The sequence below is a fragment of the Methylophilus flavus genome (assembly GCF_042678905.1).
Classification (GTDB): Bacteria; Pseudomonadota; Gammaproteobacteria; order Burkholderiales; family Methylophilaceae; genus Methylophilus; species Methylophilus flavus.
The window spans coordinates 1812436-1826432 of the sequence record NZ_JBHTLN010000001.1; the positions used below are offsets into that span (position 1 = coordinate 1812436).

Here is a 13997-nt window from a genome sequence, read left to right on the forward strand (position 1 = left end):
AGGATAGGATGTCTAATTTGAACCTGCTGGGAATACTATTGCTCACCAGCCTGCTGGCTGCCTGTAGCAGCAGTATGCCGCCACGCCAGACTACGCCTTCACAACCGCCCGCCAGCAAAACGACGCCGACTGAGCGCTCAAGCCCGAAACCGCAGGCATCTGCGCCCTCGGCACCGACCATCATGGGGCCGCGTGTCATCAATATTGACCCGAAACCGGAATTCCAGGGCAATGCCACCGACGGCATAGACCCGAATACACCGCTGGAAACAACCGTCACGCCCAGGCTGGATCCTATCGTCAAATCCACCACCAAGCCTTACATCGTCAATGGCGAAACGATTTCGCCGATGACGGCCATCAATACGCCGTTCACCGAGACCGGTCACGCTTCCTGGTATGGCAAGAAATTCCATGGCCGCAAAACCGCCAGCGGTGAAGTCTACGATATGTTCAAACTTTCTGCCGCGCACAAAACCTTGCCCCTTCCCAGCTATGCGCGCGTGACCAACCTCAGCAACGGTAAATCGCTGATCGTCAGGGTGAATGACCGCGGACCATTCGGCCGTCCGCGCATTATTGATTTATCTTATGCGGCAGCCAAACAGCTGGATATTATCCAGCACGGCTCCAGCCAGGTAGAAATATCACTGATAGACACGACACTGGCCACCCCTGCAACCCCGCCGGCATCAAGTGAAACCGTGCAAGTGACGAGGGAGATTGTCCAGTCCGTGTCGGCAGGCGTGCCTGCATCAGCAAGTGCGCCCGCATCAACAAGCGCAGTTGCACCGGTCAGCACGCCGTCACCTGCAAACCCTTCCACCCCTGCAAACACTGGCGCCAACGGGCTGGAAGCCAATGGCATTTATATACAGGTAGGGGCTTTTGGCCAGGAAGAAAATGCCGACCGCTTGCAGAAACGCATCTCCAATACCTTGCCCGAGACACAAACCCTGCTCAACAAAGTGTATAATGGCAAGCTGTTCCAGGTGGTACTGGGGCCGTATCCAGATCACGCATTGGCCGCACAGGCTGCCAGCCAGATGCGTGACCAACTGCAGTTACCTGCACTGATTTTTTCCCGGTAATTGTTTTTTCGCGCCAGGTTTTCCTGCGTGAAGCTTATTTCCCGTTTAGGGTTTTTTCTCATTGACTGTTTTTCTCGTTAAGTGACTAACCATGTGGCGCTCTTGTATTGCACTTCTACTCTCTTTACCCATCATCACGCTGGCGGCTGAAACCGTCACCCTGAATGTTCCATCACCGACGCTGGCCGCTAAAGCTTTTGTATTGCGCGATGCCAATACCGGCGGATTGCTGGCTGCCAGCAATCCGGATATGCCGGTGGAGCCCGCTTCGCTGACCAAGGTGATGACAGCCTATCTCGCTTTTGAAGCAGTCAAGCAAAAGCGTTTATCACTGACGCAAACATTGCCTGTCAGTCATAAGGCCTGGAAGGTCGAAGGCTCAAAAATGTTTATCGACACCACGATGACAGTCACCGTGGATGAGCTGTTGCATGGCCTGATTATCCAGTCTGGTAACGATGCCTCCATCACACTGGCAGAAGGGATTGCCGGCAGTGAAGAGTTGTTTGCCACGCTGATGAACAAGAAGGCCGTGGCCTTGGGTATGAAAAACAGTCATTTCGTGAACTCGACCGGCTTGCCTGACCCAACCCACACCACGACCGCACGTGACCTGTCGATTCTGGCCAATGCCTTGATCCGCGATTATCCGCAAGACTACGCGCGCCTGTACTCACAAAAATCCTATACCTATAACAAGATCACCCAGCCTAACCGTAACCGTTTGCTATTCCTCGACCCTACCGTCGATGGCATGAAAACCGGGCATACCGAATCTGCTGGCTATTGCCTGATCTCATCGGCCAAGCGCAACGATTTTCGCCTGATCTCGGTGGTATTGGGTACCACTTCAGACAATGTACGCGCCGCTGAGAGCCAGAAACTGCTGAACTTCGGCTTCCAGTTCTTTGAGTCAAAACTGATTTACCCGGCTGCTAAAGCCATCACGCGCCAGAAAGTCTGGAAAGGCAAAGAAAGCGAAGTCGATTTGACCGTCGCCAGGCCGGTGTATTTGACCTTGCCACAAGGCGAGTACGCCAATATGAAAGCCAATGTGCGCATTGCAAAGCCGCTGGAAGCGCCACTGAAAGCCCAGCAAACGGTGGGCAAGATTGACTTCACCTTGAACAACCAGGTCGTACACAGTGTACCGCTGGTGACCATGCAGGCGGTTGAAGCCAGTAATATTTTTTCACGCATGATCGACCAGGTGCGCTTGTACTTGCAATAACAGCGTTTAAAACGGGTGACCATATGAGCAAACAAGATCAGACACCTCCGGAACAATTACCCGGGTCAGAAGAAACCCTGATTGAGTTTCCCACCGATTTTCCTATCAAGGTGATGGGTGAAACACATGCTGACTTCAGCGCTGAAGTCACACGTGTGATACAGACACATTTGCCGGAGTTTGGCGCGCACCTGATTGAAATCCGTGCCAGCAGCAATGGCAAATACCAGAGCCTGACTTGCCTGGTATATGTCACCTCAAAACCGCAACTGGATGATATCTATCGCAGCCTGACCTCACACCCGATGGTCAAGGTCGTGCTTTAGTCCTTCCTATTCCTCCAATGCCTGCCCTGGAAATTCGCCAGCTAGGCCTGACTGATTATGCAGTCACCCTGGCCGAGATGCAGGCCTATACTGCGCAACGCACAGTCGATTCTGCTGACCAGCTGTGGGTCACCGAACACCCTCCGGTTTACACATTAGGCCTTAACCGGCGCTGTGTGCGCTTGCCGGCTAACGACATCCCATTAGTGAATGTAGACCGTGGCGGCAAAATCACTTACCACGGCCCCGGCCAGCTGATTATCTATTGTTTGATCGATCTGGCCCGTCATCACTTGAATGTGCGGCAACTTGTCACCATCTTGGAAAACAGCCTGATAGATTTTCTGGCAGCATATGGCGTTTCTGCCGAAGCGCGGGCTGATGCACCTGGCGTCTACGTGTCCGGTAAAAAAATAGCTTCATTAGGACTACGCCTGAAAAATCAGTGCTGTTATCATGGCTTAAGTTTGAATATTGATATGGATTTGCAGCCTTTTGCCGACATAGACCCGTGTGGTTATGCGGGGATGCAAATGACGCAAACCAAAGAATTACAGATTCCGTTAACCATGGCTGATATCGCCGCCGAGTTAACCCAGAGATTGAAAGAGAAACTGGCGCATGTCAGATAAATGCCAAACTGAACGCCCGGCTAAAAAGATGGCCGGTGTCAAAGAAATTGACGCCGCCAAAACCTCGCGTATCCCGATTAAAATCGTGCCTATGCCGGTATTGCGCAAGCCGGAATGGATACGTATGAAAGTGCCTGACTCCGCTCGCTTCCAGGAAATCAAGCAGGTGTTGCGCGACAACAACCTGCACACCGTGTGTGAAGAAGCCAGCTGCCCGAATATCGGCGAATGCTTTAGTGGCGGCACCGCCACGTTCATGATCCTGGGTGATATCTGCACCCGCCGTTGCCCGTTCTGCGATGTGGCCCATGGCAAACCACTGCCGCCTGACCCGAATGAACCGGAAAACCTGGCACGTACCATCGCACAGATGAAACTACGCTATGTGGTGGTGACTTCAGTAGACCGTGATGATTTGCCCGATGGCGGTGCCCAGCATTTTGTCGATTGCATACGCGCCATCCGTGCCCAGTCTCCCAATATCAAAATCGAGATCCTGGTACCGGATTTCCGTGGCCGCCTGGATATTTCATTGAAAATCCTGCGTGAAGCGCCACCGGATGTCATGAACCACAACCTGGAAACGGTGCCGCGGCTGTACAAGCAGGCGCGTCCAGGCTCCGATTACCAGCATTCGCTCAACCTGCTCAAGCAATTCAGCGAAATGTACCCGCATGTGCCCGCCAAATCCGGCCTGATGCTGGGTCTGGGTGAAACCGATGAAGAAATTATAGAAGTCATGCGTGACTTGCGCGCGCACAATGTCAGCATGCTGACCCTGGGGCAATATTTGCAGCCCAGCGTGCATCACCTGCCCGTGCTACGCTATGTCACGCCTGATACCTTTGCCTGGTTCAAACAACAGGCCGATGCCATGGGCTTTGATAATGCCGCCAGCGGCCCCATGGTGCGCAGCAGCTACCATGCTGACGAGCAAGCCCATGCAGTCATCGCACAAGAAGCGTAAATAAAAAACATCGCTGGACGATAGTCTATAAGCCAGCCCGAAAAGATTAGCATAGGAGCAATACATGGTTCCCCATTTAACTACCGCCTTGAGCGGTCCGTTAGTCAGCCTGGAAAAGCGCATGCTGGATGCGATGCCGGATATCGAACACTGGTTCCGCGGCCAATGGCAGGAAGTCGCCGCACCATTCTATGCCAGTGTGGATTTGCGTAATGCCGGCTTTAAACTGGCGCCGGTTGATACCAATCTGTTCCCTGGCGGGTTCAATAACCTCAATCCGGAATTCCTCAGCTTGTCGGTCCATGCTGCCCAGGTCGCAGTTGAAAAAATCTGCCCGGATGCACGCCGTTTATTGCTGATCCCCGAAAACCACACGCGTAATACCTACTATCTGCGCAACGTGGTTGAACTCTGTCATATCCTGAAAGCAGCGGGTATGGAAGTACGCGTCGGCAGCCTGTCACCCGAGATCACTGAAGTCACAAGGCTGGAAACCCACGACGGCCTGCCCTTGATCCTGGAACCGCTGGTGCGCGAAAAAAATCGCCTGAAACTCAATGCAGCTTCGTTTGACGGCGTGGATTACCCGGCATTTGACAGTTGTGCCATTTTGCTTAATAACGACCTTTCCGGCGGCGTGCCCGACCTGCTGCAAAATCTGGAACAAACCCTTATTCCGCCGCTGCATGCGGGCTGGTTTATGCGCCGCAAGTCGCAGCATTTTGCCGCTTATGACAAAGTCGTGGACAGCTTTGCCAAACTGCTGGATATAGACCCCTGGTTGCTCAACCCCTATTTCGACACTGCCAGCGGCATTGATTTCCATGCCCGCGTCGGCGAAGACCAGCTGGCTGATAAAGTCGATGCCATGTTGAAAAAGATTGCAGCCAAATATGCAGAATACGGCATAGAGCATGCACCTTTTGTGATTGTGAAAGCCGATGCAGGCACCTATGGCATGGGCATTATGAGCGTGAAATCGGCTGACGAAGTGCGCGATCTCAACCGTAAAACGCGTAACAAAATGTCCGTGATCAAAGAAGGCGTAGAGGTCTCCGAGGTGATGATACAGGAAGGCGTCTACACCTTTGAGAATATCAACGATGCCGTGGCGGAACCGGTGGTCTACATGATGGACCACTTTGTGGTTGGCGGCTTTTACCGCGTGCATACCAGCCGCGGCGTCGATGAAAACCTGAATGCGCCCGGCATGCAGTTTGTGCCGCTAGCCTTTGAAAAACCCTGTACCCTGCCCGACTGTTCTGACGCACCGGATGCGCCGCCTAACCGCTTTTATGCCTATGGTGTTGTGGCCCGCCTGGCACTACTGGCGGCCGGGATGGAACTGCAGGAAAATGACCCACTGAACACATAAACGACTCGAAGGTGCATGATGAAACTGCTGTTTATCCTCGACCCGCTGCACACACTGACCGTTTATAAAGACACCAGCCTCGCCATCATGCGCGCCGCCGAGGCACGCGGGCACGAATTATGGGTATGCGAACAGCACGACTGGCACTTGCAACGCGAAATTGCACTGGTAGATGCGCAGCCATTCAAATTTGATGGAAGCAGCTGGGTGGTGGGAGACAAAACTACGCATCAGCCTAGCGTTTTTGATGCCGTGTTAATGCGCAAAGACCCGCCATTCGATAATGAATACCTGTACAGCACCTATCTGCTGGAACTGGCGCAGCAACAAGGCGCTACCATTCTTAACGACCCCGCCGCCATCAGGGGCTGGAACGAAAAACTGTCGGTCACCCGCTTTCCTCAATTCACGCCACCTTTTATCGTCACCAGCCAGCGCGAAAAGATACTGGCTTTCCTGGCCGAGCAGGATGACATCATCGTCAAACCGCTCGATGGCATGGGCGGCAGCGGTATTTTCCGCTTGCGTAAAGATGACCCAAATATTTTCGCCATCCTGGAAACACTCACCCAATTTCATACGCAAACCATCATGGTGCAGCGCTATATTCCTGAAATTAGCAAAGGTGATAAACGTATTCTGATCATCGATGGCGAACCACTGCTCTATGCGCTCGCCCGTATCCCCAAAGCCGGTGAAACCCGCGGCAACCTGGCAGCTGGCGGCAAAGGCGTTGCACAACCGTTAAGCGTCCGCGACCTGGAGATTGCAGAAACAGTCGGTAAAACCCTCAAACAACACGGCCTGTTTCTGGTTGGGCTGGATGTGATAGGCGATTACCTGACCGAAGTCAATGTCACCAGCCCCACCGGGATGGTGGAAATTGCGGCGCAATCCAAGGAATGGGCGGCCCCATGCGACCCGGCCAGGGTGATGGTGGAGGCGTTGGAGAAATCGTTAGCTAATAAAAAGTAATTCCTGGCTCGCAAAAGCAACAGATAATGTATTTCAGATTTTACAGCCTTTAAACATCTGACAGCTATTCTTCCTGCTTTCGTGCATACCTTAAAACAAATTCCTCCTGCCGATTAAACTTTACGTTATTAAGTTTGATAATATGACTTTAACGGTTTAATTAAACGCGTTATATCATCAGCTGTCGTTGCAGGAGTGTCGTTCATGCGGGTGTTAGTGCTGGGTTCTGGAGTGATCGGCGTCACAAGCGCTTATTACCTTGCGTTAAAAGGCTTTGCTGTTACCGTCATTGACCGTCAGCCAGCCGTCGGTATGGAAACCAGCTTTGCGAATGCCGGCCAGATTTCTCCTGGCTATTCTGCCCCCTGGGCAGGCCCCGGCGTTCCCTTTAAAGCGCTCAAGTGGCTGTTTCAGCGCCATGCGCCACTCCGGCTGCGACCCGACTTCAGCCAATGGCAGGCGCAATGGATGGCGCAATTCCTCAGTAACTGCTCAGTAGAACGCTATACCCTTAATAAATCCCGCATGGTGCGCCTGGCAGAATATAGCCGCGATTGCCTGCGTGATTTGCGTGCCACTACAGGCATACAGTATGAAGAGCGCAGCCGTGGCACCTTACAAGTCTTCCGCACGCAAAAACAGCTGGATGTCGAAGCCAAGGATATTGCAGTGCTCAGCCAGATGGGTGTGCCTTTTACTCACGTGGACCCCGATGGTTGCGCACGCATTGAACCCGCTTTAAATCATGTGAAAGATCAACTGCTCGGTGGACTGCATCTACCGGATGATGAAACAGGCGATTGCCAGCTGTTTACCTCAAGCCTGGCATCGCTGGCAAAGGCAATGGGGGTGCAATTCAGGCAGGGAGTCAACATCACTCGCCTGATCACGCAAAACAATCAATTGCAAGGGGTTGAAATTAAGAGTCCCAGCGGGCTCGAAACCCTGAATGCAGACCATTATGTAGTCGCCCTCGGTAGTTACTCGCGCGAACTGATGCAGGGCTTAGGCTTAAATTTACCGGTCTACCCGGTAAAAGGCTATTCCCTGACCGTGCCGATTATCAACGTAGATGCCGCGCCAGTTTCCACCGTCATGGATGAAACTTACAAAGTAGCAATCACGCGCTTTGACCAGCGCATAAGGGTTGGTGGCATGGCTGAACTGGCAGGCTTTGATTTAACGCTTAACCCGCGCCGCCGTGACACCCTGGAAACTGTGTTGAACGGATTATTCCCAAAGGCTGGAGATATTGCTCAAGCCAGTTTCTGGACAGGCTTGCGCCCGATGACACCTGATGGCACGCCGATTATCGGTTTAGCCGATAGCCAGTTTCCAAATGTATGGTTGAACACAGGCCATGGCACACTGGGCTGGACCATGGCTTGCGGTTCGGGCCAGGTATTGGCCGATTTAATCAGTGATGAAAAACCAGCGATAGAAACCCAGGACTTACAATATTCGCGTTATCTTGCTTAACATATTCAGCATTTATCGCGCGTGAGTCTGCGCTTACATCAGTACAAAATCTTTTGGTACCGGTAACGGTGGAATATCTGTATCGCCCAATGCTTCCTTGCTTTCAATCTCAATCACATCCGCCAGCGCACTGATAGGCAAGGCATTGGCGCCCATGCCAAACGGCTCTTCAAGTTCGTTACCCAGCGCATCCAGGCCGAAGAAGGTATAGGCAGCCAGCGCGGTGACGAACGGTGTCGCCCAGCCCAGCGTGTTGGCAAAACAGAACGGCAGCAGAAAACAGAAGGTATAGGCGGTTCTGTGCAACAGCAGGGTGTAGCCAAACGGAATCGGGGTATTTTGTATGCGCTCGCAAGAGGCCTGCACCAGTGCCAGTTTTTGTACCAGATCATCAAGCATGTTGAACTGGATGGTATCAATGCGATCACTGTGCAGTGCCTGTATCAGCACACATTCCATCGAACGCAGAATGGCTTCTGCAGGGTTTCTGCTGTTTGAGTATTCATGAAATAACGCTTCCGGCAGGTAGGCGTGAATTTTGTGCTGGGAATTGCCGGGCCGAAGTTGCACGAGCAGCGCCTGCGCATAGGCGATATTACATTCGAGCAGGATGCGGCGAGGCTGTGTAACCTCTTGGTCACCATCGAGCACCTTACTCAAGCGGGCCAGACTGCGGGAAGTCAGCACGAATTCGCCCCAGATTTTTCTCGCTTCCCACCAGCGTTCGTAGCAGGCATTGTTCCTGAACGCCAGGAAAATGGATAAGGTAATCCCCAGCAGTGCAAACGGGCTGCCGTCGAATTTGGGCAGCCAGCCTGGCCAGAAGGTATATACAGCGACGATGAGCGTAGAGAGCGTAGCCACAAAGATGAGCAGCGGCATGATACGCAACACAATCGAACCCTTGATGATGAAAAACAGCTCAAGCAAATGCGGTCTGGGTCTGACGATCAAAAGGTTTCTCCTGCGAATCGAACTATTGTTGTGATGTATACTCGATGGTTCAAGTGTATCTGCCAGCGGCCTGTTTGCATTTGCAAATGAAACAGGGAAATCAGCTGCTTTAACGCGTTTTTATTGCTTGTCACCTTAGTCACCGTTAGCGAGTAAATGATCATGTTGAAATGGAAAGATGTGCTCAAATTTGCCAGAGAAGGCAATCCAGAGCCAAGTCATAAAATAGTTAAATCACCACGTGAATGGCGTGACATCCTAGACGAAGATGTGTTTACCATCACGCGCTTGAGCGCGACCGAGCGGCCGTTTTCATCCGAAATGTGTGAAGCGTTTACGCCTGGCCGTTATGCCTGTGCCTGCTGTAAACAGGAATTGTTTGATTCGGGGCAGAAATTTGAATCCTCTTCCGGCTGGCCTTCATTTGACCAGCCATTGACGCCTGATGCCATCGCTTACATTGAGGATGGCAGCCACGGCATGCAGCGGATTGAAGTGAAATGTAATGTCTGTGATGCGCATCTGGGGCATGTGTTTCCCGATGGCAAAACTGATAGCGGCCTGCGCTACTGCATTAACGGCAAGGCGACTATCTTTATCAGTGCCTAAAGTTTATCCTTACTAAAAAAATTGGCCCCTGTGGACATCAGTCTACAGGGGCCAATCCACTTCGGATAAAAGTTATTTACCTAATCGTCTGCCAAAACTCACCGCATAGGCGGTTGGGCGGGCTAGCAGGATAGGATCCTGGCTCGCCTCAATGCCTTCGGTCAATTGCAGCGGATTGAACATCAGCGTTTTTTCCCTGGCCTTGCTATCCTCCACTACCGATTTCAGGGTCAAAGTGCCCAGCTCAACGGTCTTACGGCTTTCAGGCCATTGCACGGTGGCATTGTTCACCTCATCGCCTTTGTCGGCAATCTGCAACAACAACTTGTATTGCACGCTTTGTGCTTTCACACGCTCGCCAATGTCAGTCATCAGGTAATCCGGCGCTGCTGCGTCTGCTGCTTCCTTAGTTAAATACTGTGCACCAGCTACCGGGATGATCTGGTAACGACCATACACACTCTGGCCTGCAGCATTGGTAAATTTAAAAGCATTCACTCCGAAAAATGGCTGGGTGGCAAAACTGACCGGCGCCGGCTTGGGCGTGGTCACAAACTTGAGCGCTGCCGGGTGTGAGCCTAAAAACTGTTCAACCGGGCTGGGTTTGGCGGTGCTATTTTGTGAATCACGTACCGCATTGAGCAAGCCTAAAAAATCTTCAGGCGTTGCAGCCGGGAAGTTATTCACCGAGATGCTGACAATATCGGTCGTCAGGCCATCTGGCAGTTGAAAGCGAATGGCGATACCTTTAGGAAAGGCATTACCGTTGGCATCCGGAATGTTAGGCACCCCAGTTGCATCAGAAAACCTGACCAGCACCGGGCTCTCTGCTTTCTGTAAATGTGCCGCTTTACTGATACTTGCCGCTTGTGCAGAAGGTTTAAACGCGCCTTCCAGCATCACGCCTTTGGCATGGTTGGAACGGAAACCGGCGTGCGGCCCGCCCGAGAGCGTGGTTAAGGTGTCGACCAATTGCTCGGTGACCGGTTTGGTTTCCGCTTTATCTTCCGCAATCGCCGGCACTGCAGTGATAAAGGAAGCTGCGGCTAATACGCTGATCAATGTTTTTATTTTCATGATGATGTCCTTTCAATCTGATGGGTAAGAATTAAATTTTAAATCTTGCAAAATTAAATAGTGCACTACTTTTATGACATAAACATTATAAAAAATACAACCCCAACAACTTCAGGCAAGCATTCATCCGGCATGCTGGATCAAATGATTACGTAATACTTTCATGCGGTCCCGCAGTGACACCAGCTCTTCGACCGGGCAGCCCATGGCGCATAACATCTCATCCATGATATTAGATGCCTGCAATCTTAAAGCGCGCCCTTTATCGGTCAGGCAAATAATCACCTGCCGCTCATCTTTACTCGAACGCACTCTTTGTAACAACTCGACTGATTCCAGCCTTTTTAACAATGGCGTTAGAGTGGCAGAATCCAGAAATAGCTGCTCGCCGATATCGCTGACTGTGCGCTGATCGCTTTCCCACAACACCAGCATGACCAGATACTGCGAATAGGTTAAACCCAGTTTTTTCAACAATGGCCGATAAGCTTTGTTGATCGCCAGAGACAGCGAATACACGGCAAAGCATAATTGCTCATTTAAAATCGGTGTTTTGCTCTTGCTTGCGCCAGTCATGCAAATGATTATATATAGTGCGCGATTTAATTGCAATAAAAAATAAATGCTTATTTGCGCAGTAAATTTAACAGGGTTTGCACCACAAAATTACCTTTGTTATGCATTCTGATTTTGCTCATTTCAATCTCCTTTTAAATATAAGGCTCATGGTAAAAGCAATGCGCCATTAAATAAAGTTGATTGTTTTTATGAACTTGATAAGGGAAATTGATCGCACAGCCTATACATACAGGCTTGGCATGTCAGCAAATGTCAGGGATTGCTGACGGAAATGAGAAAAAATAAACTTACCGTGGTACGTTAAATCCATCCAGCGGATTGATGGCGAATGACAGGTCATCGCCGATATCGATATCAATCTCGTTCTGGCCTTCCCAGCGTTCCAGCCAGATAGAAAAATCTTTTTCCGGCATCGGTTTGCCTATGAAATAGCCCTGGCCTTCATCACAGCCCAGTTTGGCTAACTGGCCAAGTACCTCTTCATTCTCGATGCCTTCAGCCACTACATTGAGGCCCAGGTTATGCGCCAGGTCTATGGTGGATTTGACTATGCTGGCATCGCCGGTGTTTTTATCCATAAACATGACAAACGAGCGGTCGATCTTAAGCTCCTGCACCGGCAGTTGCCGCAGGTAAGCCAGCGAAGAGTAGCCAGTACCGAAATCATCAATAGCCAGGTGCAAGCCCATGGCAGCCAGTTTCCTGACCACCGTTTCTGCGCGCTCCGGATCCTGCATCAAACTGCCTTCAGTGATTTCAAGCTTGAGCGCTTTCGCATCCAGCCTGTGTATTTTCAGCAAATCGGCAATCTGTTCCGGCAACTCCATGTTATTCAAATCGCGGGTGGATAAATTCACCGCCAGGCTCATGTGCAACCCCTGGCTCCTGTAGTCTGCCAGCACCTGGCAGGCTCGCAGCAACATCCAGTTGGTGATCTCACTGATAATACCTGTCTGCTCGGCAAACGGGATAAACTGGTCCGGGAAGATCATGCCTTTTTCCGGATGCACCCAACGGATCAGTGCTTCCCCGCCCAGCGTCTTACGTGTTTTCACATCGATTTTGGGCTGGATATACAGTAATAACTGATTTTTCTGGATGGCTTCTTTTAAATCCGAAATCAGGGTCAGGGTTTCTGATTGATCGATTTCAAGCGCCGTGTTGTAGACGATCCAGTCGGCTTTCTTGATTTTCGATTCATGCAAGGCAGTCTCGGCATGATTCAATAAAGCTTCTTCATTGACACCGTGGTCAGGATATAAGGCAATGCCCATGGCGATGCGCACATCAATCGCCTGTCCTTGTACGTTGACCGGCGTATCGAAAATACGGTTGATTTTGTCGGCATATTGCGTCGCCTTGGCCTGGTCAGTGTGTTGCAACAACACGGCAAATTCATCAGCATCTAATCGGGCGACCACATCATGCTCAGCCAGGATATTTTCTTTCAAGACCTGGCCGACATGGCGTAATAAATCATCGCCAAAATCACGGCCCAGCGTTTTGTTAATCGGTTTGAAGCGGTGGATATTGATGACAAGTACACTGAGTTTCTGTTGTGTTTCTGCATGCCGCATAATCGCCTGCTGCAAGCCCTGCATGAACGCCAGGCGATTAGAAAGCCCGGTCAATTCGTCATTAAACGCCAGGCGCTGAATGCGCAAGGTCCGTTGCAACACGGCTTCGCGCATGCTATTGAGCGCTTTACCCAGGTAGCCGACTTCATCGCTGCTATTGATATGGATTTCTTTCGCATAATCACCCATGGCGATTTCATCGGCATTTTTCACCAGTTCGGCGATAGGCTCGGTGATTTTGCGCGAGACATACCAGATCAGCGCGGCAAAAATCAGCACGCCCACAAAGGTGAGTACGACCATGCTTTGAAATAACTGGCTCAATTCACGGGTAAACGGGGCGACTGAACCTTGCAGGACGACCAGTAACACTTCATCCTTGGTTTCATGCAAGGCGCGGATTTTCAGGTGGTAGGTCTGACCATGCAAATCGACTTTATGCAGTGACAGTTTCTGGCGATAAATATCAGACACGGTTTTGACCAGCATATTTGATACTTGGCTGGTACCGGTGCCACTCATCAGTTTCCAGTCGTGTTGCGCGGTTTTTTGCAGAAAAGTGACATCCAGATGTGTCAGCTGTTTGATCTGGTCGGCCAAGCGGCCATCTACCGCAAAGCCCATCACGATCCAGCCTATCACATCAGGCGCTTTCACCGGCACCGTGATCAGCTGGTACGGCTTGCCATCGACAATATCAAACTTGAGTGTGCCATTCTGGTTCTGCAAAACAGCATTGCGCGCATTTGCATCAAACTTGCTATCGGCAGTACCAATCACCAGCTCTTCGCTATTGCTAATGTAATATGCGACCTGGGCGTGAATGCGTCCCTGGTAACTTTCCAGCGCAGACTTGATGGTTTCGCCATCGTTACTGGCAACCGCATCGCGGAATGCGAAGTCGGCAGCCAGTACCTGCGTGGCTTGCTTCAGGCTTTGTGTGTTGTGTTGCAGCAGGTTAACAAAAACGCGTTCACCGACATTGATTTGTTCCTGGGCCAGCTCGCTAGCATGTTTAACCAGCGCATACTTCAGCGGTATGAGGCCAGCCAGTTGAATAGCGACAACAACGGTGAGAAATGTAAACGCTATTCGTGAGCGAATATGTTTGAACTTGATCATTCA

At 51.2% G+C, this 13997-nt stretch carries 13 protein-coding genes; 9 read left to right on the forward strand and 4 right to left on the reverse strand.

Annotated elements, in window-relative coordinates; all coding sequences use genetic code 11:
• Positions 1-8 precede the first annotated feature (8 nt).
• The 8 genes from ACFQ2T_RS08860 to ACFQ2T_RS08895 all read left to right on the forward strand — a co-directional run bounded on the left by ACFQ2T_RS08860 (position 9) and on the right by ACFQ2T_RS08895 (position 8076).
• Positions 9-1091, forward strand: a complete 1083-nt coding sequence (locus ACFQ2T_RS08860) for a septal ring lytic transglycosylase RlpA family protein (RefSeq protein WP_379033280.1) — start codon at positions 9-11, stop codon at positions 1089-1091.
• Positions 1092-1182: 91 nt separating this feature from the next.
• A complete protein-coding gene (locus ACFQ2T_RS08865; RefSeq protein ID WP_449288952.1) occupies positions 1183-2322 on the forward strand; it encodes a D-alanyl-D-alanine carboxypeptidase family protein in 1140 nt (379 codons plus the stop codon).
• 23 nt (positions 2323-2345) lie between these two features.
• Complete coding sequence (locus ACFQ2T_RS08870; RefSeq protein ID WP_379033283.1) at positions 2346-2648, forward strand: HP0495 family protein; 303 nt, start codon at positions 2346-2348, stop codon at positions 2646-2648.
• Positions 2649-2665: 17 nt separating this feature from the next.
• The gene (lipB, locus tag ACFQ2T_RS08875) at positions 2666-3280 is read left to right on the forward strand and encodes a lipoyl(octanoyl) transferase LipB (RefSeq protein ID WP_379033286.1); all 615 of its coding nucleotides are present in this window, start codon (positions 2666-2668) and stop codon (positions 3278-3280) included.
• Positions 3270-4247, forward strand: a complete 978-nt coding sequence (gene lipA / locus ACFQ2T_RS08880) for a lipoyl synthase (protein ID WP_379033288.1) — start codon at positions 3270-3272, stop codon at positions 4245-4247. The genes lipB and lipA overlap by 11 nt, the downstream gene beginning before the upstream one ends.
• Before the next feature lie 64 nt (positions 4248-4311).
• Entirely contained in the window at positions 4312-5622 is a 1311-nt protein-coding gene (gene gshA / locus ACFQ2T_RS08885) for a glutamate--cysteine ligase (RefSeq protein ID WP_379033291.1), read from the forward strand.
• 18 nt (positions 5623-5640) lie between these two features.
• Positions 5641-6597: a glutathione synthase gene (gene gshB / locus ACFQ2T_RS08890; protein ID WP_379033944.1), complete on the forward strand. Its 957-nt coding sequence runs from the start codon at positions 5641-5643 to the stop codon at positions 6595-6597.
• 204 nt (positions 6598-6801) lie between these two features.
• Positions 6802-8076 (forward strand): D-amino acid dehydrogenase, encoded by a 1275-nt coding sequence (locus tag ACFQ2T_RS08895; RefSeq protein ID WP_379033294.1) that lies wholly within the window; start codon positions 6802-6804, stop codon positions 8074-8076.
• Between the two features lie 33 nt (positions 8077-8109).
• On the opposite strand, the gene ACFQ2T_RS08900 is transcribed toward ACFQ2T_RS08895, so the two are convergent.
• Positions 8110-9030 carry a bestrophin family protein gene (locus ACFQ2T_RS08900; RefSeq protein WP_379033297.1) on the reverse strand — a complete coding sequence of 307 codons (921 nt, stop codon included), beginning with the start codon at positions 9028-9030 and terminating at the stop codon, positions 8110-8112.
• A gap of 162 nt (positions 9031-9192) precedes the next feature.
• On the opposite strand from ACFQ2T_RS08900, the gene msrB reads away from it, so the two are divergent.
• Positions 9193-9639, forward strand: coding sequence for a peptide-methionine (R)-S-oxide reductase MsrB (gene msrB / locus ACFQ2T_RS08905; RefSeq protein ID WP_379033300.1), 447 nt, complete (start codon positions 9193-9195; stop codon positions 9637-9639).
• A 72-nt stretch (positions 9640-9711) separates the two neighbouring features.
• Here the strand turns inward: msrB and ACFQ2T_RS08910 are convergent, their stop codons facing one another.
• The 3 genes from ACFQ2T_RS08910 to ACFQ2T_RS08920 form a co-directional block, all read right to left on the reverse strand.
• Entirely contained in the window at positions 9712-10716 is a 1005-nt protein-coding gene (locus tag ACFQ2T_RS08910; RefSeq protein WP_379033302.1) for a catalase family peroxidase, read from the reverse strand.
• 123 nt (positions 10717-10839) lie between these two features.
• Positions 10840-11292 carry a MarR family winged helix-turn-helix transcriptional regulator gene (locus ACFQ2T_RS08915; protein WP_379033304.1) on the reverse strand — a complete coding sequence of 151 codons (453 nt, stop codon included), beginning with the start codon at positions 11290-11292 and terminating at the stop codon, positions 10840-10842.
• 290 nt (positions 11293-11582) lie between these two features.
• Positions 11583-13994: a bifunctional diguanylate cyclase/phosphodiesterase gene (locus ACFQ2T_RS08920; RefSeq protein ID WP_379033306.1), complete on the reverse strand. Its 2412-nt coding sequence runs from the start codon at positions 13992-13994 to the stop codon at positions 11583-11585.
• Between the last annotated feature and the right edge of the window lie 3 nt (positions 13995-13997).

What these genes read in the sequence shown, in the direction of transcription:
- ACFQ2T_RS08860 (WP_379033280.1), top strand. Translation starts at nt 9, where the DNA reads ATGTCTAATTTGAACCTGCTGGGAATACTATTGCTCACCAGCCTGCTG.
- ACFQ2T_RS08910 (WP_379033302.1), bottom strand. Translation starts at nt 10,716, where the DNA reads ATGAAAATAAAAACATTGATCAGCGTATTAGCCGCAGCTTCCTTTATC.
- msrB (WP_379033300.1), top strand. Translation starts at nt 9,193, where the DNA reads ATGTTGAAATGGAAAGATGTGCTCAAATTTGCCAGAGAAGGCAATCCA.
- ACFQ2T_RS08870 (WP_379033283.1), top strand. Translation starts at nt 2,346, where the DNA reads ATGAGCAAACAAGATCAGACACCTCCGGAACAATTACCCGGGTCAGAA.
- ACFQ2T_RS08895 (WP_379033294.1), top strand. Translation starts at nt 6,802, where the DNA reads ATGCGGGTGTTAGTGCTGGGTTCTGGAGTGATCGGCGTCACAAGCGCT.
- lipB (WP_379033286.1), top strand. Translation starts at nt 2,666, where the DNA reads ATGCCTGCCCTGGAAATTCGCCAGCTAGGCCTGACTGATTATGCAGTC.
- ACFQ2T_RS08865 (WP_449288952.1), top strand. Translation starts at nt 1,183, where the DNA reads ATGTGGCGCTCTTGTATTGCACTTCTACTCTCTTTACCCATCATCACG.
- ACFQ2T_RS08915 (WP_379033304.1), bottom strand. Translation starts at nt 11,292, where the DNA reads ATGACTGGCGCAAGCAAGAGCAAAACACCGATTTTAAATGAGCAATTA.
- ACFQ2T_RS08920 (WP_379033306.1), bottom strand. Translation starts at nt 13,994, where the DNA reads ATGATCAAGTTCAAACATATTCGCTCACGAATAGCGTTTACATTTCTC.
- gshA (WP_379033291.1), top strand. Translation starts at nt 4,312, where the DNA reads ATGGTTCCCCATTTAACTACCGCCTTGAGCGGTCCGTTAGTCAGCCTG.
- lipA (WP_379033288.1), top strand. Translation starts at nt 3,270, where the DNA reads ATGTCAGATAAATGCCAAACTGAACGCCCGGCTAAAAAGATGGCCGGT.
- gshB (WP_379033944.1), top strand. Translation starts at nt 5,641, where the DNA reads ATGAAACTGCTGTTTATCCTCGACCCGCTGCACACACTGACCGTTTAT.